This window comes from uncultured Thermomonas sp. (genome assembly GCF_937872235.1).
Lineage (GTDB): Bacteria > Pseudomonadota > Gammaproteobacteria > Xanthomonadales > Xanthomonadaceae > Thermomonas > Thermomonas beijingensis.
In genome coordinates, this window is record NZ_CALMPC010000103.1 from 18377 (window position 1) to 43851 (window position 25475).

Genomic DNA, 25475 nt, shown 5'->3' on the forward strand with positions numbered 1-25475 from the left:
AATAATCAGTCTTGGCCCCGTAGCTCAGCTGGATAGAGCGTCCCCCTCCTAAGGGGAAGGTCGCCCGTTCGAATCGGGCCGGGGTCACCATCACCATCATTCGCACCGCTGGAGGCTCGCCATGTCCCACCCCGTCCTCACCGCCCTTGGGCTTTCCGCCACTGAATCCGGCACTTATCTTGGCAATGGCGAATGGTCCAAGACCTGCGATGCCGGCGTGCTGGAGCCGGTCAACCCAACCACCGGCGAAGTGCTGGGCCATGTGCATGCATCCTCGCAGGCCGATTACGAATTGATCATTGCGCGTGCGCAGGCGGCATTCAAAATCTGGCGCACCACGCCCGCGCCGCGTCGTGGTGAAGCGATCCGCCTGTGCGCCGATGCGCTGCGCACGCACAAGGACGCGCTGGGGTCGCTGGTGGCCCTGGAGATGGGCAAGTCCAAGCCGGAAGGCGACGGCGAAGTGCAGGAAATGATCGACATCGGCGAGTTCGCCGTGGGTCTGTCGCGCCAGCTGTACGGCCTGACCATGCACAGCGAACGCCCTGGCCATCGCATGTATGAACAATGGCACCCGCTGGGTATTGTCGGCGTGATCTCGGCCTTCAACTTCCCGGTCGCAGTGTGGGCCTGGAACAGTTTCATTGCCGCGATCTGCGGCGACATCACGGTGTGGAAGCCCTCGCCCAAGACCCCGCTGTCGGCGATCGCGTCGATGAAGATCTGCAACGAGGCGCTGCGTGCCGGCGGCTTCCCGGACATCTTCTTCCTGTTCAACGATGCCGGCAGCGAGCTGGCGCAGCAGTTCGTGGATGACAGGCGCATCCCGCTGATCAGCTTCACCGGCAGCACCAAGGTGGGCCGCATGGTGGGCGAAAACGTGGCGCGCCGCATGGGCCGCAGCCTGCTGGAGTTGGGCGGCAACAATGCGATCATCGTCGATGAAACCGCCGACCTGAAACTGGCCATCCCCGCCATCGTGTTCGGCGCGGTGGGTACCGCCGGCCAGCGTTGCACCACCACCCGCCGCCTGATCGTGCATGCGTCGATGTACGACGAAGTGCTGGCCAAGCTGATCACCGCTTACAAGCAAGTAGAAGGCAAAATCGGCGACCCCACCGACCCGGCCAACCTGATGGGCCCACTGAATAGCCGTGATGGCGTGAACGCGTATCTGGATGCCATCGCCAAAGCCAAGGCCGCCGGTGGCAAGGTGGAAACCGGCGGCACCGCCATCGACCGCCCTGGCAATTTCGTGTTGCCGGCGATCGTGACGGGCCTGACCAACGAAGCTGAAATCGTCCAGCACGAAACTTTTGCGCCGATCCTGTACGTCATGCAGTACAAGGACCTGGACGAGGCGATCGAGATGCAGAACGCCGTGCCGCAAGGCCTGTCGTCCTCCATCTTCACCACCAACCTCAAGCACGCCGAAGCTTTCCTCAGTGCGGCCGGTAGCGATTGCGGCATTGCCAACGTCAACATCGGCACCAGTGGCGCGGAAATCGGTGGCGCATTTGGGGGCGAAAAAGAAACCGGCGGCGGCCGTGAATCGGGTTCCGACGCTTGGCGCGCCTATATGCGTCGGCAGACCAATACAATCAATTATTCCGACGCGCTGCCGCTGGCGCAGGGCATCAAATTCGACTTGTAATCTTGATCTGCACCGTGCGTGTTCGCACACTAGCGATACGTATCGATCAGCCGCAAAGTAACACTCTGCAAAGGACAGCCATGAACGTACCTGCCCGCCAGACCAATTCTCTCGCCGTGGTCAGTCTTGTCTGCGGTATCCTGGGCTGGACCTTGCTGCCGTTCCTTGGCAGCATCATCGCGATCATCTGCGGGCACATGGCGCGCAGCGAAATCCGGCGCTCCCCTGCCACCCAGGAAGGCGACGGCTTGGCCGTTGCCGGCTTGGTGATGGGGTATCTGGTGATCGTGTTCTCGGTGCTTGCGATCATCGCAGTCATCCTGTTCTTTGGTGGGCTTGCCGCGGTATTGGCATTTGCAGGTGCAGGACACTGACACTTGTACTCACTCGCCCGCCCATTCCTGTTTGGGGTTGATGCCGAGCGCGCGCACGGCATGGGCCTGTTGTCCCTGGAAGCTGCCTACCGCTGCGGCATGCGCTCGTTATTGGCCAAACCGCCACGGCCGATGCCGGTCAAGGTATTGGGCCTGACCTTTCCCAACCCGGTGGGTCTTGCCGCCGGGATGGACAAGAACGGCGCGCATATTGATGCCTTGTTGGCCTTGGGGTTTGGCTTTGTGGAAGTAGGTACGGTCACGCCACTGCCGCAAGCAGGCAACCCCAAACCGCGCATGTTCCGCCTGCCCCAGCACGAAGCGGTGATCAACCGCATGGGCTTCAACAATGACGGCGTGGATGTACTGGTGCGCAATGTCGAGCGCGCCAAACGCAAAACCGGTTTGCTGGGTATCAATATCGGCAAAAACAAGGACACACCTAACGCCGATGCTGCTGCTGATTATGTGTTGTGCCTGCGCAAGGTGTATGCATTGGCAGACTATGTGGCGGTGAATATTTCATCACCCAATACGGCGGGTCTGCGCGAGCTGCAGGAAGAACAAACCCTGCGCAAACTGGTCAGCGTGTTGCGTGACGAACAGGAAAAGCTGGCCGCCAAACATGGCAAGCGGGTTCCGCTATTGGTGAAGATCGCACCGGATCTTTCCGAAAGCGACATCGATGCAGCCGCACGCGTGCTGGGCGACTTGCAAGTGGATGGCGTGATCGCCACCAACACCACGGTGTCGCGCGAAGGCGTGGTGGGGGCACCTTTCGCTAACCAGAGTGGTGGCCTGTCCGGTGCCCCCTTGATGAGCCAAGCCACCACCGTGCTGCGCATGCTGCGCACGCGCTTGCCGGATGCCATTCCACTGATCGGCGTGGGTGGCATTTTGCATGGCGCTGACGCCGCTACCAAGCAGGCTGCCGGTGCACTGTTGGTGCAAACCTATACGGGTCTGGTGTATCGCGGCCCGGCGCTGATCGGCGAATGCGTGGAAGCCCTGCGTCGGCGCAAGGAAGCCCCCAGCCGCGGCCATCTTCCGCCCGAATGAGCCTATCGCTGGGCAACGGGGCGCGCATCACCGAACACGCAAGACTGGATGCGCGCAACACGTTTGGCGTGCGCGCAACTGCAGAGCTGTTGGTCGAAGTGACCGATACCAGCGCGCTACCGGAATTGTTTGGCTACGCGATGCTGCGCGACCCCAACCTGTTGCTGCTGGGAGGGGGCAGCAACCTGCTGTTTGCCGGTGACCCGCCGGCGGCGGTGTTGGCGCTGGCCACGCACGGGATTCGCGTGCTGGACGATGACGGCAACACCACCCATGTACGCGCCGATGCCGGGGTGGTGTGGCATGACTTCGTGTTGTGGACCTTGGGTCATGGCCTGTCGGGCTTGGAGAATCTGGCGCTGATTCCCGGCACCGTGGGCGCCGCGCCGATTCAAAACATTGGCGCGTATGGCGTGGAAGTGCGCGAATGCATCCACGTGGTGGAGGCGTTTGATCGCCAGCACAATGCCTGGCTGCGGCTTGCCGCCACCGACTGCGCGTTTGCCTATCGCGACTCGCTGTTCAAGCAACAGCCGGACCGCTACCTGGTGACCGCCGTCGAATTCACGCTACCGCGCAATTTTGTTGCCCACCTCGGTTATGCCGGCATCGGCGAAGAACTCACCGCGATGGGCGTGCACAACACCCCGCGTGCGTCGCAAGTGGCCGAAGCGGTCATGCGCATTCGTCGCCGCAAACTGCCGGATCCGGCGCTGCTGGGCAATGCCGGCAGTTTCTTCAAAAACCCGATCATTGCCCGTGCGCAGGCTGAAAGCTTGCTGGCAGAGCATCCGGGCATGCCGTGCTTTCATGGCAGCAGCGAGCACACCCGCAAATTGTCCGCTGCATGGCTGATTGACCAGTGCGGCTTCAAAGGCCATCGCGATGGTGACGCCGGGGTCTCCAGCGAACACGCCCTGATCTTGGTCAACCACGGCCATGCCACCGGGTTGCAACTGCTTGCACTGGCCCGCCGTATCGCCGACGCAGTGCATGCACGTTTTGGCGTGATGATTGAACCCGAACCGCGCATCGTGGGGGCTGCGTGGTGAAAGCCGCCGGCAACCCCCACGCACGCGCCGCATTGCTGATGCTGGGCAGCACGTTGGGGTTTGGCTCAATGGCGATTTTCATCCGCCTTGCGTCAAAGACCATCCCCACGTGGGAAGTGGCCTTCTTCCGCAACTTGTTCGGGTTTGCGGCCTTGCTGCCGTTGCTCGCGGTGCCGGCGCTGCGCCAGCCCAACCCGGCCAAAACATTTGCTGCCAACGTGCATACCCACCAATTGCCACGCTATCTGGTGCGTACCGCGATTGGCATCGTCAGCATGGTGTGCGGCTTCTGGGCAATTGCCCATCTGCCGTTGGCACTGGCGATTTCACTCACCTACTCCTCACCCATCTTCGTCACGATCGCCGCCATCTTGATGTTGGGCGAGCGTGTGCGGGCACGCCGCTGGAGCGCGGTGGCGCTGGGGTTTCTGGGCGTATTGATCATCGTGCAACCGTGGTCGCATGCATTCAGCATGGGCTCGATGGTGGCGGTGGCCGCAGCGGTATTAAGCGCACTGGTGGCGATCCAAATCAAACAACTTTCGGCCATTGATAAAGCCGATACCATCGTGTTCTGGACCTACGCCATGTGGGTACCGATGTCTCTGCTGCCGGCGTTATTCGTATGGCAAACACCGCATGGCATCACGTGGCTGTGGCTGCTCGCCACCGGCTTGATGGGCACCGCCGGGCAGTTGCTCTGGACCCGTGCCCTGAAGCTGGGCGATGTCTCCGCGCTGACCCCGATCAGCTTCATGCAATTGCCCCTGGTGACCTTCGCTGGCTGGTTGTTGTTCGATGAAGCCGTGGGTGCCAATACGTTGATTGGTGCCGCGATCATTCTGGCGTCCACCTTCTACATCGCCCACCGCGAAGCCGTGTTGGCGCGCCAATCGGCAACGCGCGCGCCCAGTGAAGCCAAACTGCCGGGCGAATAACCTGCCGCAGTGGATGCAGGCCTATCGAACAACAGGTTTTTGCACCGATGCCTGCGCCTCACTTGCCTCGGTATCGCGAATATTCTTGGCCATGCGTTTTTGATCGTCATCCAAAGCTGACGGCTGCGCCTGCAACAATGGCGTGACATAGCGCGTGCGCAACTCATCAGACGCAGCAAGATCGCCGCGTTTGCGCAACAATCCTTCCAGATTCCAAGCCGCATCAATGGTCTTGATGTCTTGTGCGCCCAATGCTGCTTCACGCAGCGCCAACAGCTCCCGATATGAAGCAATGGCCAGTGCTTTGTCGCCCAAGTCCGCCGCCGCCTGCGCGCGAATGTCATACCCCATTTGCACCTGCGGATGTTTATCGCCCAGCACTTTGCGCGCTACCGGCAGGAAAGCATCCAGTTGCGCCAAAGCAGCCTTGGGCTGGCCAGCCTGAAAGTACGTCGGTGCGCGATTGAGCTGGATGAACAATGTGTCCGGGTGGTTTGGCCCCAATAGCCGGGTGCGCGCATCGGCCACCTGTTTTTGCATAGCCATCGCCTCGTCAAACCGTTTCACCCGCGCCAGAATCGAGGCCAGGTTAAGCATCGCCTTCAAGGTCTGCGGATGATCGGCACCCAATACACGGGTACGCGCCGCCAGTACTTGCTGGGCAATCGGCAACGCCTGTTCAGGCTTGCCACTGTCGTTGAGCATGTTGGCCAGATTGCCCAATTCGGCCAAGGTTTGCGGATGCTCAGCCCCCAGCCGCCGGGTTTGGGTATCCACCAATTGCTGTTGCAAGCGCACCGCAGCTTGCTTGTCGCCGGTCATGATGCGCATCACCGCCAGATTGTGCAGTGCACCCAAGGTGTCGGGCGCATCCTTGCCCAACACCTGCATGCGCATCGGCACCAATGCTTCCATGATTGCGCGCCCGGCTTCAGCCTCGCCCATCCGGCCCAGCAAAATGGCCAAGTCATTACTGATGTCCATCGTCACCGGGTCACGCTCGCCACGCAGGCGGATGGCTTGTGCGCGCAGGGCTGCAAAAAGCTTGCGTGCGCGTGGGCGGTCGCCCAGGGTGGCAATCGCTTCAGCCTGATTCATCCGCAACCTGAGCAACACGGGATCATTGGCCGGCAACCCTGACGCCGCATGCAGGGCCGCGTCCAGCACAACCATGGCATCTTTGGGGGCGGCGGCCTCCAACAATGCCGAGGCTTGTTGCTGCCGCGCCGACAACGCTTTGGGTGAAGATGCACCGAAACTGCCATCACGAAACTTGGCGACTTGGGCGAAGCCAGCTGCCGCCTGCTTCGGCAAGCCCAAAGCCAAGCGCACCTTGGCCACCGATTCGCGCAAATCCGCCGCCAATGCCGGGTCATCGGCAAATTCGCGGGTAATCGCACGCTCGGCATTGGCCAAGATGTCCTGATCGATCAAGCTGCGCGCCACATCCGCGGTGCTGGCATTGGCAAGATTGGCATTGAAGCTCGCCGCCACATCCGGGGTGTGTTGCGCGATTTGCTCGCGCAGCCCCTTGGCCATGCCTGAACCCATGGCTTCGATATCAATCCCTTCCAGCATCGACTGCTGGAACGCGGCCACTTTCTCCAACTGTGCATTGCGTTGCTCGGCAATGGCCCGTTGCGCCCGCGCTTGCAGCAGGCCATATACCGACACTGCAAAGCCAATCACCAACGCCGCAGTGATCAACGCGGCCGCCGCCATGCCAGTGCGATGGCGCTGGGCAAATTTGCGCCACGCATAGCCGCGCGAAGGCGGCACCGCCTGCAACGGATAATTGCGCAAAAAACGCTGCAGGTCTTCGGCCAGCGCCGCTGCCGAGGGGTAGCGTTCACTGCGATCAAACCGCATCGCCCTGGCCACCACAAAATCCAGCTCGTTGCGCAGCACTTTTTGCAGATGCGGCAGCGATTGTTGCCGGTGGGCCAATAATGCATCGGCATCCGCTGGTGACAGCGTGGACAACTGTTCGGACGGCAGCCGCAGGGTGCGGGCATTGCCGGTAACGGTTTCGCCATTCGCGCGCGGGCGCTGCCCGGTCAACAGCTCACACAGCACCACGCCTAGCGCGTACACATCGCTGCGGGTATCGACCAAAGCCTGATCGCCCGAAGCTTGCTCGGGGCTCATGTAATCGGGGGTGCCAGCCACATCGCGGCCTTGGCCCAAATTGGTGGCGGTGGCGATGCCAAAATCGATGACTTTCGGCAATCGCCGGCCGTCCACCTCATCCACCAGCAAATTGCCGGGTTTCAGATCACGATGGATCACACCTTTCTGGTGCGCGTGCTGCACGCCTTCGCACACGCGAATGAATAACGCGATACGCGCTTGCAGCGATAGCGCATGCGTGTCGCAATACTGGGTAATAGGGCTGCCTTCGATGAACTCCATCGCAAAATACGGATGGCCATCAGGCGTGGTGCCGGCATCAAAAATCTGCGCAATGGCCGGGTGCCGCATCTGCGCCAGCAACTGCCGTTCGACCTCGAAATACGCGATGTGGGCGGTATCCAGCCGTTGTGCACGCAATAATTTGAGCGCGACGATGCGGCTGACCGGCTCCAATTGCTGCGCCCGATACACATCGCCCATCCCGCCGCGCCCCAACAATGCTTCGATGCGGTAATGCCCCAACCTTGCGCCCACCGGCAACGGCTCCCCCGCTGCCACTGTGCCGGCAACAGTGTCAGGGGTCAAAAGCTCAGTACTGTCAGGATCGCTGTGCATGGCGTAAGTCCACTTCACGAACTGTGCGATTTGCCACTCGGGCCACGCATCATGCCATTAACAGGCGCTACACTCGGAACACCCACGCGAACCGTCTGCATGAGCCAAGATCACGACCAAACCGAGACCACCCAGCGCACGCTGTATAGCGATGGCCCGATGCGCGCCGCGCAACGCACGGCCTGCGTCGTGGTGATCCATGGCGAGGGACTGGGGCGGCGTCTGGATATCGGGGGCTTGCCGGTACGCATTGGCCGCACCCCAGAGGCCGATTTGCAGATCGCACATAAAAGCGTATCGCGGCAGCATTGCGAAATTCGGTTGGATGGCGACCGCTATGTATTGCATGACCTCGGTGCGACCAACCCCACCCGCCTCAATGATGCACGGCTTGAGCACGAGCAAGCGCTGGTCGATGGCGATCAGATTACGGTGGGTGAAAGCATTTTGAAGTTCATCAGCCACGACAGCGTAGAGGCCAGCTACCACGAAGAAATCTATCAACTGGCGATCCACGATGCGCTGACCGATCTCTGCAATCGCCGGCATTTCTGCGAAATGGCAGAAAAAGAAATTGGTCGCGCCCTGCGCCATCAGCGACCACTGGCGCTGTGCATTATTGATGTGGATTTGTTCAAGCCGATCAACGACCGCTACGGCCATATCCAAGGGGATGATGTGTTGCGCGGTATTGCCACTATCATTCGCGCCCACGCGCGCAGCGAGGATGTTGCTGCCCGCATTGGGGGCGAGGAATTTGCCCTGCTGCTGCCCGAATGTGATTTGGAAACAACCCGGGAATGTGCCGAACGCTTGCGTCTTGCGGTTGCCAATACCAGCTTCGAGATCGCTGGCGATCAACAGCAGATCACCATCAGCATCGGCGTTGCCGTGCTGGCTCCCGGCCGTGAATCGCGCAGCGCGCTGATGGCCACCGCCGATGCCGCGCTGTACCGTGCCAAGCACGCTGGCCGCAACCGCGTCTGCACTGAAGCCTGAGCTAGCCACCACGGAGCCTGCAGGTTACAGATACTCCTCAATCCGTACCACCGCCAACTGCTCGGCGCTGAGGTATTTTTCTGCATACTCGCGATACACACCCGAGCGCAGGAACAACGCGAACAAGTCGGGATCCAGATGTTGCTCGCGGCACATCCTGGCCATGATCGACAACGCCTCAGGCAACGTCTTGCCCGATTTGTAGGGGCGATCAGCTGCGGTCAGTGCTTCGAAAATGTCGGCAATCGCCATCATGCGTGCCTCCGGGCACAACTGCCCCGCATTCAAGCGACGCGGGTAGCCGGTACCGTCGAGCTTTTCGTGGTGGCCACCGGCAATTTCCGGTACCGCACGCAGATGGCGTGGCAGCGGCAACGCATCCAGCATAGTGATAGTAAGCACGATGTGCTGGTTGATCTTGTAGCGCTCTTCTTCGGTCAGCGTGCCGCGCCGAATGCTCAGGTTATGCAACTCGCCGTGGTTGTACAGCAACTCCGGCACGCTCATCGCAAAGCCCCAGCGACTGCTTTCCGGCATCTGCTCGGACACCGGCCTGGCGATGCGGTGCTCGGGTTTATCGGCCAGCAAAAACTCCTGCACCGGCAATGGCAACGGTGGCTCGGTGTAGCGCGACAACTCATCGCGCGACAAGCCCACGCGATCATCCAGTGTACGCAACCACGCATATTTGGCGATCTCGCGCAGGCGCTCCATCTTCTGGTCGGACATGAACTCGCTGCCCACATTGCAGTCGGCGACAAAGGCGAAGTCTTGGTCCAGCGCTTGCAGCCGCGCATCCCGTTGCAAGCGCAGTGCTGCCTCATCGCCGCCCTGTGCAAGTTCACGCCAGTAGTCGATCTGCGCATCGCGCTTGAGCACCTCGAAGCGGGTACGAATCTCGTGGATTCGATTGTTCACCGTTTCCAACTTGGTCGCCTTGTCCACCACGTATTCAGGCGTGGTCACCTTGCCGCAGTCATGCAGCCATCCGGCGATGTACAACGCTTCCCACTGCTCTTCATCCAGGGTGTAGTTGGCAAACGGCCCATCGGTCTTGTCGCAAGCCGCGCGTGCCAGCATGAAGGTCAATTCGGGGACGCGGGTGCAATGCCCGCCGGTGTACGGGCTCTTGGCGTCGATGGCATCGGCGACCATGCGAATGGTGGCGTCCACCATCGCCTTTTGTGCGCGCAACAGCTCTTGGGTTTCCAGCGCAGTAGCGGCACTGGCGGCCAAGGCCTCGATGAAACTGGCGCTGGTGGCATCCACCTCACCGTCCTTGAACAGCACCAGCATACCCAACAATGATTCACGCCGATCCAGCAATGGCACCACCAGTGCGGTTGCGTTGGAAAATCGGGAATCCACACCCAGTGTGGCCAATTCCTGCGTGCTCAGGTGGCTACTGACCCGCTGCAAATACGCACGTGCCCGCGCCATCGCCTCCGGCATCGCCTTGGGATCCAGTGGCGGCAAATCAGGGGCAGGCTTGGCCTTGCCACCTTCGACATCCAGTGCGGCAGCGCGCAGTTCTTCGCCACTGGCATCGGCCAAGTACAGCAAGCCACCACACGCACCGGCGATGTCCACCAATTTATCCAGCAACCATGGCCGCAGTGCATCGAAATCGGTCTCAATCGCCAATCGTCGGTTGATACGTAGAAAGCGACGCATCGCATCGCGCATCAAATCAAACCCGTATGCCAACTCCCCGATTTCGCGCACTGCGGAATGGATCAGCGGGTGGTCGGTAAAATCAAAACGGCGCACGGCTTCGGCTTCGCGCGCCAACCGGGTCAAAGGTGCGGTGATCCGTCGCGCCATCAGTAGCGCCACCAATGCGGCTACCGTCAACAGCACTACAAACTCCCAGATCCCCGGCACCAGATCGCCAAACCAGAGCATCACGCTACCCGTGGCAGCCACCAGCCCCACCGCCAACAGCGTGACATGCAGATACAGCGGTGCGCCACCGCGTTTGGCGTCCATCATCGTCCCCCCGACGTGTCTGGATACTGGATGTTAACGCAGTACGCCGCCGCGACGGGTCAGCCGCGTTGCGCCACGCCATAGTGCGAATCCACGTAATCATCGATCAGACCGATGAACTCACGGGCAATGTTGTCACCGCGCAGGGTCACCGACTTTTGGCCATCCACGAATACCGGTGCCGACGGTGCTTCGCCGGTGCCCGGCAGGCTGATGCCGATATTGGCGTGGCGCGACTCCCCCGGCCCGTTGACCACGCAGCCCATCACCGCCAGCGTCATGTTCTCCGCACCGGGGTGGCTGATTTTCCATTCCGGCATCTTGCCGCGCACATGCTCCTGCACCACCTTCGCCAACTCCTGGAAAAACTCCGAGGTGGTGCGGCCGCACCCCGGGCAGGCGGTCACCATTGGCGTGAACGCACGCAGGCCCATGGTCTGCAGCAGCTCCTGTGCCACGATCACTTCCTGCGTGCGCGAGGCGCCAGGCTCGGGCGTGAGTGAAATGCGGATGGTGTCGCCAATACCTTCCTGCAGCAGCACACCCAGTGCAGCACTCGACGCCACTACGCCCTTGCTGCCAATGCCGGCCTCGGTCAGGCCCAGATGCAGGGCGAAATCGCTGCGCATGGACAAATCGCGATACACCGCCACCAGCTCCTGCACGCCACTGACCTTGGCGCTGAGAATGATGCGCTCGGCCGGCAGGCCCAGCTCCACTGCGCGCTGCGCCGATTCCAGTGCAGACAGGATCAGTGCTTCGCGCATCACCCGGCCGGCGTCCCACGGCATGGCGCGCTGCGCGTTTTCATCCATCAGGCGCGCCGCCAAGGCTTGGTCCAGCGAGCCCCAATTGGCCCCAATGCGCACCGGCTTGCCGTACTGAATGGCAAACTCGATCAACTGCGCAAACTGGGTGTCTTTCTTTTTGCCGAAACCCACATTGCCGGGGTTGATGCGGTACTTCGCCAGCGCCTGCGCGCAGGCCGGCTCGCCGGCCAGCAAGGTGTGCCCGTTGTAATGGAAGTCGCCGATGATCGGTACGTGGATGCCCATCATCGCCAGCTTGTCGACGATGCGCGGAATCGCCGCTGCGGCCTCGGTGGTATTGACCGTCACCCGCACCAGTTCACTGCCAGCGCGCCACAACTCGCCGATCTGCTTGACGGTGCTGGCCACGTCGGCGGTGTCGGTATTGGTCATGGACTGCACCACCACCGGCGCACCGCCCCCCACTTGTACCCCACCGATGACCACGGGGCGGGTGATGCGACGGGTCAGCGGGCCGAAGCGGTCTTGGGAATGTTGAGTCATGTGGCTATTTTACCTATTGCCAGGTCATCACATGATGTGGACAACCCACAGGCAATTCCGCAGGCATTGACGCTACGATGCCGCATGACCCGCGATGACCGCATCCTGACCCCCGCCCAGCTCAACACGTTGGCCCGCGACCTGCTCGAGGGCAGCTTCCCGAATGTGCTGGTGGAAGGTGAAATCGGCAACTTGGCGCGACCGGCGTCCGGGCATCTGTATTTCACCCTGAAAGATGCACGCGCGCAGGTGCGTTGTGCGCTGTTCAAGCCGAAGAGCCAATGGTTGAACTTCACCCCGCGGGATGGCCTGAACGTATTGGTCCGCGGGCGTTTGACCCTGTACGAGGCACGCGGCGACTATCAGATGGTGCTGGACAGCATGGAAGACGCCGGTGAAGGTGCGCTGCGACGCGCCTATGACCTGTTGCTGGCCAAGCTGCAAGCCGAAGGTCTGTTCGATGCACAGCGCAAACGCGCCCTGCCCGCCTTTCCGCGCCGTATCGCGGTCCTGACCTCGTCCTCTGGCGCGGTGATTCGCGACATCATCAGTGTGCTGCGCCGGCGCTTTCCACTGCTCGACGTGGATCTGCTGCCGGTGCCCGTGCAAGGCGACACCGCGGCCGCGCACATCCGGCACATGTTGCAACGTGCGGATGCCTGCGGCCGCTACGACGTGCTGCTGCTGGCGCGTGGCGGCGGCTCGCTGGAGGATTTGTGGGCGTTCAATGACGAAACACTGGCGCGCACGATTGCCGCGTGCAGCACGCCGGTGATCTCCGCCATTGGCCATGAAACCGATTTTTCACTCAGCGACTTTGCCGCTGACCTGCGCGCCCCCACGCCCTCGGCCGCCGCAGAATTATTGGCGCCCGACGCAGCAGCGCTGGCCACGCGCTTGACTGGATTGCACAGACAACTCCATGCCCAGCAAGCGCAGGTGCTGCGCCAATCCATGCAGCGCTGCGACCGCGCCTTCCTGCGCTTGCAGGTGCTGCGCCCGCAAGCACAGCTGACCGCCCTTGCACAACGTGCGCAACAGCTCCAACTGCGACTGCAATCGGCCATCGCACGCCAGCTTGAAGTGCGTGCAGCCACGCTACGCCATGCCAATGCCGTGCTGCGTGCACAGCATCCACAGCAACGTATCGACTACCTGCGCGAACGCTTGTTGCAACTGCAACACCGCCCACAAGCACTGATCGCGCAACGCCTGCAACAGGACGCCTTGCATCTGCGTGGGCTGGCGCGCTCACTGCACGCGATCAGCCCACTAGCCACGGTGGCGCGTGGCTACAGCATCTTGCAGCATGCGGATGGCCGCCTGCTGCACAGCGTTGAAGACGCACAAGTGGGCGACCGCGTGCAAGCACGCTTGCGTGATGGCCAACTCCGCTTACAAGTGCTGCACGCCGATCCGGATACCTGACGCCAGGGCAAATTCACGTCACAGGCAATGGCTGCGGCAAACTATACAAATACCCTTGTGCATAGGTACAGCCCAGTTCATTCAGGCGGTCACGTTGCCGCATGGTTTCCACGCCTTCGGCAATCTGCTCAATGCCCAAACTGGTGGCCAGTGCCACGATGGCGCGGATCACCGCGACGCTTTCGGTACTGGTTTCACCATCCAATCCCGCCACGAAACTACGATCAATTTTCAAACTGGCAATCGGGAAGCGGTGCAGATACGACAGCGCCGAGAAGCCAGTACCGAAATCATCCAACTGTGCCAGCACACCATGCCGACGCAACAAGTCCAGACATTCAAGGGTGCGTGGCGCATCGTCCAGCAAGGCCACTTCGGTGATTTCCACCCGCAACCGCTCAGGTGCAACGGCATGGGTTTCCAGCAATGCCAACAGGCGATCGGCAAAGTCCGGAATCCTGAAATGGCGCGGCGACACGTTGATGGCCACATAGCCGGACAGATCATGGCGGGCCATATCGGCGATGACGTGCGTGTACATCAACCAGTCAATTTGTTCGATCAGGCCACTGTCTTCGCCCACATCAAGGAACTCGCCAGGCATGAGCAAGCCATGCTGCTCGTGCTGCCAACGCAGGAGTGCCTCGTAGCCGATGATTTCACCCGATTGCAAGCAGACGATCGGTTGGTAATACGGCAGGAAGTGGTCGGCCTGAATCGCACGTCGCAAGTCGGTTTCCAAATCCAAGCTGCGAATGGCTTCACGATGCATTTGCTCATCGAACATCGCACAGCGGTCGCGGCCATCACTCTTGGCGCGATACATCGCGGCATCGGCATCACGCAACATTTCTTCGCCACTGCGATAACGCGGATGCCAAACAGCAATCCCGATACTGGCACCCGGATACAGCTCGCGCCCACCCACCCAAACCGGAATGGAGAGCGAGGCCAACACCCGGTTAGCCAACTCCTGCGCCATCTCCGGGCCTTCCAGCCCTTCCGCAAGAATGGCAAATTCATCGCCGCCCAAGCGCGACACCACATCATTGCTGCGCACGCTGCCCACGATGCGCCGCCCGACTTCGACCAGCAATTCATCACCAACCGCGTGCCCCACGCTGTCGTTGACCAGCTTGAAGCGGTCCAAGTCCATGAACAGCACGGCAAAACACACGTCCGACGTGCTGCCAGCCACACTGATCGCCCGCGCCAGCCGTTCCAGCAGTTGCACCCGATTGGGCAGTCCGGTCAGCACATCATGCGTGGCCTGATGAATCAATTTACGCTCAGCGCGCAGACGCTCACCGATTTGCTCCACCAGTTCGGCGTTGGCTTCGGCCAATTCACGGGTACGTTCACTGACGCGCTGTTCCAAGCTGGAGTGCGCTTGCAGCAACCGGTCTTGCGCCTGCTTGCGCGCCAAACCACTGCCGATGTGGATGGCGACAAAGGTCAGCAAGTCCTGATCGCGGTAGTTGAACATGATGTCGCGCGAGTAGCTTTGTACTGCAAGTACGCCCACCACCTTGTCATCGTGCATCAATGGCACACCCAGCCAGCATTGCGCCATGCTGCCGTGTCCGCGCACCTTGCCTTCGCTCTGCAAGCGCACAATCTGGTCACGATCAGCCAACATCGGCTTGCCGGTACGCAACACATATTCAGTCAAGCCACCTGCAGGCTTGCGCGGCCGACGCTCCTGATCACGTTCATCCACCGAATACGGAAATTCCAGCATGCTGCCATCTTCAGACAGCGTGGCGATGTAGAAATTGCGTGCATACAACAAACCGCTGACCGCTTCATGCACCTCGGCATAGAAATGTCGCAGGCTTTCACTGGTCATCGACAGTTCGGCGATGCGGAACAACGCTCGCTGGATCTCCTGGATGCGCTTGCGCTCGAACACTTCCGCTTTCAAGTCTTCGTTGGTGCGCTGCAGTTCGGCGGTGCGCTCCGCCACCCGTACTTCCAGCCGGTTGCGTGCCTCACGCCGTTCCAGCGCAGTCAACACGTGTTGCGCCACGAACGCCAACAGGATGCGGTCATCTTCGCTATACGCGTTGGATTCGCGGTAGTGCTGCACTACCAAGGCGCCGGCCACGCGCTCGTCGCGGCTCATCGGCACTCCCAGCCAGTCGGCACTATCGGGGCCACTGGTCTCGGAATGGGTGATCCCGTACGTCTCCCGCAGCAACCGTGAGGGCCCGCGCAGGGTCTCGCCGGAACGCAGCAGATGCAGAGTCAGGCTGTTTTCGCCCTCATGCAACGGAATGTCCTGATCCGGATCGTTGACGAATGGATCCAATTGATCAACGAAGTAGATGAAGCGCATCGTCTGCTGGCGATCGTCGTATCGCACGATGTAGAAATTCTCGGCGTACATCAACTCGCCCACGATGGCGTGCACGCGGCGCAACATCACCGACAGCTCAAGATTACTGCCGGCCAGGTCGGCAATTTCATACAAGGCTTGGCGCAACTGTTCCGAGCGCTGCAGGGTGTCGATCTTGTGATTGGCCAATTCCAGCTTGGCGGCCTGCTCAATCAACAGACGTGCGGTATGCAACCAACGCTCGATGGCGTCCTGGCTCATCAGTTGCGGGCTGCTGAACACCACACACAGCGCCATCCCTTCCGGCCCCACCCATGGCAGCCGCAATGCGCCTTGCGGTGGATCACCGGCGCCAAACAGGTCATTGCCCTTGCCCAGCACGGCATGCTGCCATTCCACTTTGACCCGCGCACCGGCAGGCAACAGCCGCGCCAGCTGCTCGGCAACACCCGCGAATGCACCCTTGCGCCGGCGAGGCGCAAGTTCTTTCGAGGGTAGCGGAGCAGCTGTCAAGGTTGCGTTCATCTTCATGCATATTGCCTGTAACCCGCCGCGGATTCCACGCCCCCGTCACCGCACGGTTCAACCCCATCCCGCGCCGTGGCGCGTTTACCCGACCATGCCGCTACTGCACCGCCACCCCCGCCGATGCATTCCCCCCTTCCCGATGGCATCGCCTGGCCGTAGGCTGTACCCGGTGGAAATGCCCGAAAGCACCGACGAAGCCCTGATGTTGGCCTATGCCGCCGGCGACGTGAGCGCGTTCGAGCAGCTGTATGCGCGGCATCGGCAAAAGCTGTATCGCTATTTGCTGCGGCATGTGCGGGATCCGGGGCTGGCCGACGAATTGTTTCAGGATGTGTGGCAAAAGCTCATCGCCGCGCGCACTGACTGGACACCGGACGCCGGCTTCTCCGCGTGGTTGTTCACCATCGCCCATCACCGGCTGGGCGACCATTGGCGCGGCCTCAAGCATCGCCCATCGGCACCCGATGATGCCGATGAGCGCCTGGCACGACTCGCCGATGCGCACACGCCCGAGCGCGTGTTGTCGGAATTCGAACGTCGCCGCCAACTGCAACTGGCGCTGGATGACCTGCCCATGGATCAACGTGAGGTTGTGCTGTTGCGGCTGGAACAGGAATTGACGCTGGAGGAAATCGGCACCATCACCGGTACCGGCCGCGAGACAGTGAAATCACGCCTGCGCTATGCCATGGACAAACTGCGTGCGAGGTTGACCTCGTGAACCGACTTCCACCACAACCGCTGGATGCCGAGGAGCGCGCGCTGGCTGCGCAATTACCACGCATGCATGGCCGCAGCGAGCCCACCGCCGAGCTGGATGCGCGCATCCTGGCCGCCGCACACGCCGCCGCGCAACAACCCGCCAAACCTGCACGGCGCCGCTGGGCGGCACCGTTGGCGCTGGCCGCCTCGCTGTGTCTGGCGGTGGGTGTGGCGTGGCGCGTCCAATTCACGCCATCGCCACCCGCAGCACCCGCACCCATGGCACAACGCGCAACGCCCGCCGCCGCAGAGGCCGCGCGCGCAAAGGTGCGCGCCGCCGACAGTGCACGCAACACAGCATCCACCGCCCCCCCTGGCGCGCAACCGGCCACGCCTATCCATGCGCCGTCTGCGGTGGACACAGCACCGCCATCCCCGCAACGCATGCTGGCACCGCCACCGCCGGAAGCCCCGCCGGTGGTCCTGCAGTCGCCCCGCGCACTTGCGCAAGACGCTGCACCCGCTCCCGCCCCCCCGCCTGCCCTCCCCGTACCAGCAGCTGCCGCCGCTGCAAGGGCTGCGACCGCAGCAACCACGGCCGAGTCAGCGCAACCGATGACCAATGGCGCGCTTGCGCCGGCGGCGACACATGGCAGCGACGCTCTGACCGCCGCCGCGGCGCGCCGGCCCGAAGCGGCGATGGGCAAAGCCCAGCAGGCGCAACGCCTGCCGGAACCAGCCAGCGCCGATGCGCCTTTGGACGACGTGCCGCCCGCGACCATGGCCAGTCCCGCCGCACGCGACGCCTGGCTCAAGCGCATCCGGCAATTGCAACAGCAAGGTGATCTGGACGCCGCGCGTGCCAGCCTGGCCGAATTCCGCCGACGCTACCCGCAGGCCACCCTGCCGTCGGACTTGCGCGAGTTGGAACATGCGCAGGAATCCACCACACCCGATCCTGCAGCGCACTGAGCGCTGACGCTAAAATACCCCGATGAACTCCCCCTCTCCGGTGCCGAGCAAGGCACCCATCGGTACCCTGCGTGCCCTGTGGCCCTTCATCCAACAGCACCTTGGCCTGTTTTCGGCGTGGCTGGTGGCGCTGGCCTGCTCGTCCACTGCCACCCTGAGCTTGCCGGTGGCATTCCGCCAGATGATCGACCACGGCTTTCAAAGCGGGGCCAATATCGACCGCACCTTCGGCTTTGTGCTGGTGGTGATCGTGGCGTTGGCACTGGCCACTGCCGCACGCTATTTCTTCGTCACCTTGCTGGGTGAAAAAGTCGTTGCCGATCTGCGCACGCGCCTGTATGCGCACTTGCTGGGGCTGGATGCCGGGTTTTACGACCGCAGCCGCAGTGGCGAACTGGTGTCGCGGCTCACCGCCGATGCCGAACTGCTGCGCAGCGTGATCGCCTCCAGCATGTCGGTGGCCCTGCGCAGCAGTGTCACCGTGATTGGCTCGATGGTGATGCTGTTCGTCACCAGCCCGAAGCTGGCGGCGTGGGCGCTATTGGGCATCCCGTTGGCGGTGGCCCCGATCGTGATTGGCGCACGCCGCATCCAGAAGGTATCGCGTGCCAGCCAGGATCGCATTGCCGATGCCAATACCTTGGCTACCGAAGCCCTGGGTGCCGTGCGCACCGTGCAAGCGCATTCGCGTGAAGGCTACGAGCGCAGCCGCTACGCGCAGGCCATGGCCAGTGCGGTGGCCACCGCACGCAAGCGTATCGGCGCCCAAGCCACAGTGACAGCAATCGCGATCAGCTTGATTTTTGGTGCAGTCATCCTGGTGTTGTGGTCGGGTGCACACGATGTCATCAATGGCCAACTCAGTGCCGGCGCATTGGGCCAGTTCGTGATGTACGCGATGATCGGCGGCGGCTCGGTGGGGGCACTGGCCGAAGTCTGGAATGAGTTGCAGAAAGCCGCCGGTGGCATGGGCCGCATTCACGAGTTGCTGCAGGAACACTCCTCGATCACCGCACCCACGCAGCCGCAACGGCTGCCGACACCCGTACGCGGTGCAATCGTATTCGAGAATGTCAGCTTCCACTACCCGCAACGCCCGGATGCCGCGGCGTTGGAAGGCTTCACGCTGCGGGTCAACCCAGGCGAAACAGTGGCCCTGGTTGGCCCATCCGGTGCCGGCAAAAGTACTGTGTTCACGATGCTGCTGCGCTTCCACGACCCGCAGCAGGGACGCTTGTTGCTGGATGGCATCGACATCCGCAACGTGCAGCCGGACCTGCTGCGCGAAGCCATTGCCCTGGTGCCGCAAGCGCCGGTGATCTTTGCCACCAGTGCCGCCGACAATATCCGCTACGGCAAGCTGGATGCCAGCGATGCACAGGTGCGCCACGCGGCGCAACTGGCCGAAGCCACAGACTTTCTGGATGCCCTGCCCGAAGGGTTTGCCAGTGAGCTGGGTGAACGCGGCGCGCGTCTGTCCGGCGGCCAGCAGCAGCGCGTCGCGATTGCGCGTGCACTACTCAAGGACGCGCCGATTCTGTTGCTGGATGAAGCCACCTCGGCGCTGGATGCACAAAGCGAGCGTGCCGTGCAACACGCGCTGGAACATCTGATGACCGGCCGCACCACCTTGGTGGTGGCGCACCGCTTGGCCACCGTGCTCAAAGCCGACCGCATCGTGGTGATGGACCACGGCCGCATCGTCGCCGAGGGCACCCACAGCGAACTGTTGACACAAGGCGGGCTGTATGCGGAATTGGCAAAGCTGCAATTCCTCGACTGACTGCACAAGCACGCCCCGTACAAGCGCAGCCTGCGCGTGACAGGCCACCACCAGTCGGGGCCAGCGACCGCTCTTGTGGCCGCAAGACAAAACGCCCGGCTTGCACCGGGCGTTTTGTTGGTCATTCATTTTTGCTTCCACGCGCCGCCGGACTGATACCACCATCCCGCACGCGCACTGCTGATCCATTGCTTGGCGAATACACCGCGGATCTGCTCTTCCCATTCGGGATGCCCGTTGGCCACCGCCACTTCACGGTACACCGCTTTGCGGTCGCGGTTGTCATCGGCCACGGCCGTGTTGAGTGCCACACGGTCCTTCAATTCCACTTTGGATGGGTCGCGCAGGCTTACCAGGCCATCGCTGGTAAAGCCCAGTGCGCCACTGTCAAACCCGGCACGCAAACTGCTGCTGAAACGACTTTCCATGCGGGATTGAATGGCTTGAATGGCAGGCGTCTTGATGCTGATATCGGGAGCAGACTGCGCCTGCGCGCTGCCGATGCCCAGCAACACCCACGGGTCAAGCCGCGCCACATCAAACCGTGCACGCGGGGTTTGCATCACCATGCCACCACCGCCGCCACTGGGCGCCTCCTTGATTTGCACCTTGTCGGCATCGTTGATGACCTTTTCGACAAATTCCTTGGCCGCCTGCTTGGCCTCGGCAGCCGGGAAATACACGTTGATCGTCACGCACGCACTCAACAACAACGCGCTTGCAACCGGTACACCCATCCATTGCTTCATGATTTGATTTCCTCGTCTGTCAGTTGCGATCAATCAATGACCGGTGCCACATCGCCCTTGCTGGCAGCCAACAGCCTTTCCACCAGCGTTGACCAGTCCACCGCACGGTTGTAACCCACCACGTCGAGCCGGGGCACGCCCGCACCTTCCACGATAGTAAAAGTGTTGCCAGCTGAATGCAGGCCATTCATCGCACAAATCTGGTTTTCCAGATGACAACCGATACCGATGCGGCGATAGCCAAAATCCTTGAACAGCGCAATCGCCTTGCCTTGCAGGGTTTGGATGAACGAACTGCCACCCACGCTACCAATATCCTGCACCGCGCGCTGACTGATGCGTTTGCGCACACCGGGGGCATCGTCGGTGATGAAGCGCGCATCAAAAGCCACCGGTGTCCAATCCACCAAGCGCAAGCCGGTCACCCTGCCGTCCAATTTGCCGCTGATGCTGCCAAACCCCAGCACTTCGGTGAGCCGCAACAGGTCCAGATCATCCATGGCGACATCGGCACTCAGGCTGGGCGCGCTACCGAATGGGCGCTCCAGCGACAATTGCGAAAATGCCACGCGTCCGTCGAACAGCTCGAGATTCAAGCCGCCATCGAAATCAATCCGGTCTTGCGCATAATGCGCACGCGGGATGCTGCCGCCCAACGTGCCCTGAAACGCCGGCAAGCCCAACGCCTGCGAGATCCTGCCAAAGTCAATGTCGGCCAGTTGCAAGCCAAACCGAATATCCATCCCGGCCTCGCCTTGTGGTGGCCGAATCACCACATCGCGCAGCCCCAGTGTGCCGCCCATCAACGGCACCTTGACCGCTGCACGCGTGCGCAGCTCACCGGTGCTGCTGGCAAATGGCAGCGTAGCCGCACCAAACGCCAAGCCATACAGCTGACCGCCAGTCCATTGCAAGGCACTCGCCACGGGGGCCCCTGCCGAATAGCCCACATCACCGCGCAGGCCATCGAACACAAAACGCCCGTTCGGGTCGCGCACATCCACGCCATGCAGCCTCGCCGTGACCGCAGCAAGCCCACTGGCATCCACCTGCGCCTGCACGTCCATGCGGCCGTGCAGCTCCACATCGCGCAAACCCGCCATGCCCATCCAGCCGGACAAATAACGCGGCTTCAACGGGGTCATGTCGTCGCTATGCATCTGCACCGATAATCCCTGCAAACTCCCATCCGTTTGCAGCCTGGCACTGGCAAACGCGGTCAGCACTGCACCATCGTGCCATTCGATGCGCGGCAGTTGCCAGCCTTGCCCGGCACGCTGCTTGGCCTGCACATGAAACTGCACTGCGCTGGCCGGCAAAGCGACATAGGTATTGCCGGCCAGAAATTCACCGGCATGCCATTGCCCATCCAGTTGCACGCTGGAGTGGGCCGATGTGCTGCGCAAGTCCATCTGCAGCGTGCCGCTCAACTGCTCGCCCACGATGCCGGCATCGACCGTTGCAAAGCCAGCCGATGTCAGCTGCAAACCGCCTTGCACGCGCAATGGCGCGGTCGTTGGCGCGTGCACCTGCAACCGCCCAGCCACCGTTCCGGCCTTGAGTTGCGCCGCCGGCCACGCTTGCGTCAACAACGCCTGCGCCCATGCCAGCGGCACCTTCTGCAACTCCAGCGTGGTGAGATCGGGGGCGGCGGCCACTTGCTCCACCTTCAACCGTGCCCGGCCTTGCGCCAGTACCACACGCGTGCTGGCGGTCTCCAGTTGCAGCGCCAATTGCAATGGCGGCAAGCTGCCCGAACGCAGCGCCCCCGCGCATTGCCAACCGGCCGTGGGGGAACGCCGCAAAGGGCAGCGCCAATGCAGGTCGCGGTAGTGGTAGCCCAGCCCGGGCGCATCCACCTTGCCCGCCCACACCTGCAATTCCCCCTGCTCGGCTTGATCTTGCCAGCGCAACTGCACGCGCACCTGTTGCAGCGTGGCCGCCGCCGTACTCAGCTTGGCCACCCGCAGTTGCACTTCCCGTGCCGCTGCCTCCGGTGCTGCCAACAGCAGCAGTGCCGGCAACAGCGGCAACAGCGGCAAACAACGGGTTAGCATCGGGCGTGGCATCTGCGCAGCATACAAACCCAAGAGGTCGTTGCGATGAATCAACTCCCCTCCACACCACCGCGTTTGCTGCTGGTCGAGGATGACCCGGTGAGCGCGGCCTTCCTGCACGCCGCCGCCACTGCGTTTCCTGCCACCGTCGTTGTCGCCGGCACGCTGGCCGAGGCCGAGCAGGCCTGCATCCAGCAACCTTTCGACCTATTGCTGATCGACGCCAATTTGCCGGACGGGCACGGTGGCGAACTGCTGCAGCGCCTGCTGCAGCGCGGCATCCACACCCCTGCGCTTGCGCATACCGCAGCGGCCACTGCCGCCAGCTGCGCCGCGTTGCAGGCTTGCGGCTTTGTCGAAGTATTGTGCAAACCGATACCGCTGGCGAGTTTGCACGCCGCCTTGCAACGGCACTTGCCGGCTGGCCTGCAGCGGCCCGTACTCTGGGACGATGCCACCGCACTGGCTGCACTGGGCGGCAACCCAGAGCATGTGACTGCGTTGCGGGCATTGTTCCTGCAGGAATTGCCCGCTCAACAAGCGCGCATCCTGGATGCCGCCAAGCATGGCGATGCCACCACCGTGCGTGCCGAGCTGCACAAACTCAGCGCCAGCTGCGGCTTTGTGGGCGCGGCGCAGCTGGCGCAGGCCGTGCAAGCGCTGCGCGCTGCGCCACTGGATACGGACGCAACACGCGCACTGGATATTGCCATCCAGCAAACCTTGTTGTCGCGTTGAACCTAGGCACGCAACCTGCGCACTTGGCTCCTGTTTTTACCCCTGAACCTGCCCGCTATCCAAGCGCACAATGCGATCGGCCAAGGCCAAACTAGCAGGGCGATGGGTGATCAAAATCACCGTGCGGCTGGCCAGCACATCACGACATTCCTCGATGAATTCCAACTCGCCTTCCGGGTCGAACATCGCAGTGGCTTCATCCAAAATCAGGATGGGCGGGTCTTTCACCAACGCACGCGCCAGTGCCAGTCGCTGCTTTTGCCCCCCCGATAAGCGCACCCCATTGTCACCCACCAAAGTGTCGTAGCCATCCGGCAAGCTACAGATAAAATCATGCGCACGCGCCGCACGCGCCGCACGCTCGATTGCCTCCTGCGCGGCATCCACGCGGCCATAGGCGATGTTGTCGCGCACGCTGGCGTTGAACAGCAGTACCTGTTGCGCGACCAGGCCAATCTGCTCGCGCAGTGCCTGCAGCCGAAACTCGCGCAGATCAATCCCGCCAATGGTGACGCTGCCGGCCTGCGGCTCGACCAACCGCAGCAGCAGATGCACGAGGGTGCTTTTGCCGGCGCCGTTGACGCCGGTCAGCGCCACCGTCTGGCCAGCGCGAATAGTCAGCTCCAGGCTGCGGAACAGCGGTTCGCGCCCGGGATAGGTGAAGTCGACCTGCGAATACACGATGTCGCCAGCAACCGGCACCACTTGCTGCCTGCCGATGTCCACTTCCGGACGCGCATCCAGTGCATCGGATAAGCGCTGCAGCGAACCCATTGCCGCCATCGTGCTGCCATACACCGAAGCCAGACTGCCTACCGGCCCCACCAGCACCAAGCCGTACAAGAACACGCTGACCAACTCGCCCATCCGCATTTCGCTGCGAATGACCCAATGCCCACCAAGCCCCAGTAGCAACAAAATCGCACCGGCACCGATCATATAAACCACCGGATTGATCGCACCTTGCAATTTCTCCAGCCGCAGATCCGCGGCATACACCGCATCAACGCGCTGGCGGAAATTCGTGCGTTCCGCAGCCTCCGTGCCGAACGCCTTGATCAGCGCCAGCGATTCCAGATTCTGTTCGGCCAGCGCCGATTGTTCGGCCCAGGCCTGCGCCGAGGCATGCGATAACGGCCGCAACTTGCGGCCGACCAACTTCAACGCAAGGAACAGCAGCGGCATCAACACCGCCACCATCACCGCAATCAGCGGTGCCAAGTACAGCATCATCGCCAGCGCACCCACCAGCGTAAACAGCAGCGGCAGCAGCGGCAGCAGCGTGCCGGTCACGTAACGCCCGATTCGATGGATATCCACGTACAGCAGCGCCAACACGTCGCCGCGCTGACGCGCGTTGTGCCATTGCAACGGCAACGCCTGCAGGTGCGCATACAGCTCGGCACCGGCATCGGCCTGCAGCCGTCCCGACACCTTCTGCAACTGAAACGCGGTGACATAACTCAACCCTTGCTGCGCGCAGATCAGGGCAAACAACAACCACAGCAATACCCCCAGGTGCTGGTTGAGCAACAAGCGATCAATCAGCACCCCACCCAGCCACGGCTGCAGCAGGGTGACCGTGCCCTGGATCAGCAACAACAGCAATGTGAGCACCAATGGCCCGCGCCAAGGCGTGATCAGGCGCAGCAGCAAACGCCAACCCTGTGGACCCGCATGATTCACACCAATGTTCCCCCACCTGCGGCTTGACCTGCCCACCCGCGCCAGGCCATGCCCGTTGTTTCCATTGCCTGCACGGCCACGCCAGCATCCCATGCCCGATCAAGTCGAGCCCACGCTAGCACACCCTGCAAGGCACTCCGGGCAAGTGCGGTTGCAATCTGCGGATGGCGAGGCAGTCTTGTTGGGCGCCGCCAGAGCATGTTGTTCTGGCCTGAACAACATGCGCCCAACCTATCGCCTGGCATGCAACCGCACCACCCCACGCCACAGCCTATGTCCCATCAATCCCAGCCAGCTGCCTTCGCCATACATATGCCGCAGGTGACTGCTGCTGGGCACAAGCCGCTGCCATAGCCAACGCAACCGTG

At 62.1% G+C, this 25475-nt stretch carries 18 protein-coding genes and 1 tRNA gene; 12 read left to right on the plus strand and 7 right to left on the minus strand.

Annotation, left to right across the window (positions count from 1 at the left end):
* The first annotated feature begins 13 nt into the window (after positions 1–13).
* The 6 genes from QWB57_RS09325 to QWB57_RS09350 all read left to right on the plus strand — a co-directional run bounded on the left by QWB57_RS09325 (position 14) and on the right by QWB57_RS09350 (position 5077).
* Positions 14–90: transfer RNA gene (locus QWB57_RS09325), tRNA-Arg, on the plus strand.
* A 31-nt stretch (positions 91–121) separates the two neighbouring features.
* Positions 122–1654, plus strand: coding sequence for an aldehyde dehydrogenase family protein (locus tag QWB57_RS09330; protein WP_223627287.1), 1533 nt, complete (start codon positions 122–124; stop codon positions 1652–1654).
* Between the two features lie 80 nt (positions 1655–1734).
* The gene (locus tag QWB57_RS09335) at positions 1735–2028 is read left to right on the plus strand and encodes a DUF4190 domain-containing protein (protein WP_288969270.1); all 294 of its coding nucleotides are present in this window, start codon (positions 1735–1737) and stop codon (positions 2026–2028) included.
* Positions 2029–2031: 3 nt separating this feature from the next.
* Positions 2032–3087, plus strand: a complete 1056-nt coding sequence (locus QWB57_RS09340; RefSeq protein WP_223627283.1) for a quinone-dependent dihydroorotate dehydrogenase — start codon at positions 2032–2034, stop codon at positions 3085–3087.
* Positions 3084–4139, plus strand: a complete 1056-nt coding sequence (gene murB, locus QWB57_RS09345) for a UDP-N-acetylmuramate dehydrogenase (protein ID WP_288969272.1) — start codon at positions 3084–3086, stop codon at positions 4137–4139. The genes QWB57_RS09340 and murB overlap by 4 nt, the downstream gene beginning before the upstream one ends.
* 38 nt (positions 4140–4177) lie before the next feature.
* Positions 4178–5077: a DMT family transporter gene (locus tag QWB57_RS09350; RefSeq protein WP_223627742.1), complete on the plus strand. Its 900-nt coding sequence runs from the start codon at positions 4178–4180 to the stop codon at positions 5075–5077.
* Between the two features lie 21 nt (positions 5078–5098).
* On the opposite strand, the gene QWB57_RS09355 is transcribed toward QWB57_RS09350, so the two are convergent.
* Positions 5099–7795, minus strand: coding sequence for a serine/threonine-protein kinase (locus QWB57_RS09355; RefSeq protein ID WP_288969274.1), 2697 nt, complete (start codon positions 7793–7795; stop codon positions 5099–5101).
* A 129-nt stretch (positions 7796–7924) separates the two neighbouring features.
* On the opposite strand from QWB57_RS09355, the gene QWB57_RS09360 reads away from it, so the two are divergent.
* Positions 7925–8824: a GGDEF domain-containing protein gene (locus QWB57_RS09360; protein WP_288969276.1), complete on the plus strand. Its 900-nt coding sequence runs from the start codon at positions 7925–7927 to the stop codon at positions 8822–8824.
* Between the two features lie 24 nt (positions 8825–8848).
* On the opposite strand, the gene QWB57_RS09365 is transcribed toward QWB57_RS09360, so the two are convergent.
* Positions 8849–10813 carry an HD domain-containing phosphohydrolase gene (locus QWB57_RS09365; protein ID WP_288969278.1) on the minus strand — a complete coding sequence of 655 codons (1965 nt, stop codon included), beginning with the start codon at positions 10811–10813 and terminating at the stop codon, positions 8849–8851.
* Between the two features lie 59 nt (positions 10814–10872).
* On the minus strand, positions 10873–12126 hold the full coding sequence (ispG, locus tag QWB57_RS09370) for a flavodoxin-dependent (E)-4-hydroxy-3-methylbut-2-enyl-diphosphate synthase (protein WP_223627271.1): 1254 nt from the start codon (positions 12124–12126) through the stop codon (positions 10873–10875).
* A gap of 84 nt (positions 12127–12210) precedes the next feature.
* Here ispG and xseA point away from each other — a divergent pair, with 84 nt between their 5' ends.
* On the plus strand, positions 12211–13554 hold the full coding sequence (xseA, locus tag QWB57_RS09375; protein WP_223627269.1) for an exodeoxyribonuclease VII large subunit: 1344 nt from the start codon (positions 12211–12213) through the stop codon (positions 13552–13554).
* 13 nt (positions 13555–13567) lie between these two features.
* Here xseA and QWB57_RS09380 read toward each other — a convergent pair whose 3' ends face one another.
* The gene (locus QWB57_RS09380) at positions 13568–16423 is read right to left on the minus strand and encodes an EAL domain-containing protein (RefSeq protein ID WP_223627267.1); all 2856 of its coding nucleotides are present in this window, start codon (positions 16421–16423) and stop codon (positions 13568–13570) included.
* A 172-nt stretch (positions 16424–16595) separates the two neighbouring features.
* On the opposite strand from QWB57_RS09380, the gene QWB57_RS09385 reads away from it, so the two are divergent.
* Genes QWB57_RS09385 through QWB57_RS09395 form a run of 3 tightly spaced genes read left to right on the plus strand, consistent with a single transcriptional unit; the run spans position 16596 to position 19877 of the window.
* Positions 16596–17141 carry an RNA polymerase sigma factor gene (locus QWB57_RS09385; RefSeq protein WP_288969280.1) on the plus strand — a complete coding sequence of 182 codons (546 nt, stop codon included), beginning with the start codon at positions 16596–16598 and terminating at the stop codon, positions 17139–17141.
* Entirely contained in the window at positions 17138–18094 is a 957-nt protein-coding gene (locus tag QWB57_RS09390) for a hypothetical protein (protein WP_223627263.1), read from the plus strand. The genes QWB57_RS09385 and QWB57_RS09390 overlap by 4 nt, the downstream gene beginning before the upstream one ends.
* Before the next feature lie 22 nt (positions 18095–18116).
* Positions 18117–19877 carry an ABC transporter transmembrane domain-containing protein gene (locus QWB57_RS09395; protein WP_223627260.1) on the plus strand — a complete coding sequence of 587 codons (1761 nt, stop codon included), beginning with the start codon at positions 18117–18119 and terminating at the stop codon, positions 19875–19877.
* 125 nt (positions 19878–20002) lie between these two features.
* Here QWB57_RS09395 and QWB57_RS09400 read toward each other — a convergent pair whose 3' ends face one another.
* Both QWB57_RS09400 and QWB57_RS09405 read right to left on the minus strand, forming a co-directional pair.
* Positions 20003–20626, minus strand: coding sequence for a YdbL family protein (locus tag QWB57_RS09400; RefSeq protein WP_223627258.1), 624 nt, complete (start codon positions 20624–20626; stop codon positions 20003–20005).
* A 29-nt stretch (positions 20627–20655) separates the two neighbouring features.
* Positions 20656–22695: a hypothetical protein gene (locus QWB57_RS09405; RefSeq protein ID WP_223627256.1), complete on the minus strand. Its 2040-nt coding sequence runs from the start codon at positions 22693–22695 to the stop codon at positions 20656–20658.
* Between the two features lie 33 nt (positions 22696–22728).
* Between QWB57_RS09405 and QWB57_RS09410 the strand changes: the two genes are divergently transcribed.
* Positions 22729–23421, plus strand: a complete 693-nt coding sequence (locus QWB57_RS09410) for a response regulator (protein ID WP_223627254.1) — start codon at positions 22729–22731, stop codon at positions 23419–23421.
* A 36-nt stretch (positions 23422–23457) separates the two neighbouring features.
* On the opposite strand, the gene QWB57_RS09415 is transcribed toward QWB57_RS09410, so the two are convergent.
* Positions 23458–25107: an ABC transporter ATP-binding protein gene (locus tag QWB57_RS09415; RefSeq protein WP_288969283.1), complete on the minus strand. Its 1650-nt coding sequence runs from the start codon at positions 25105–25107 to the stop codon at positions 23458–23460.
* Between the last annotated feature and the right edge of the window lie 368 nt (positions 25108–25475).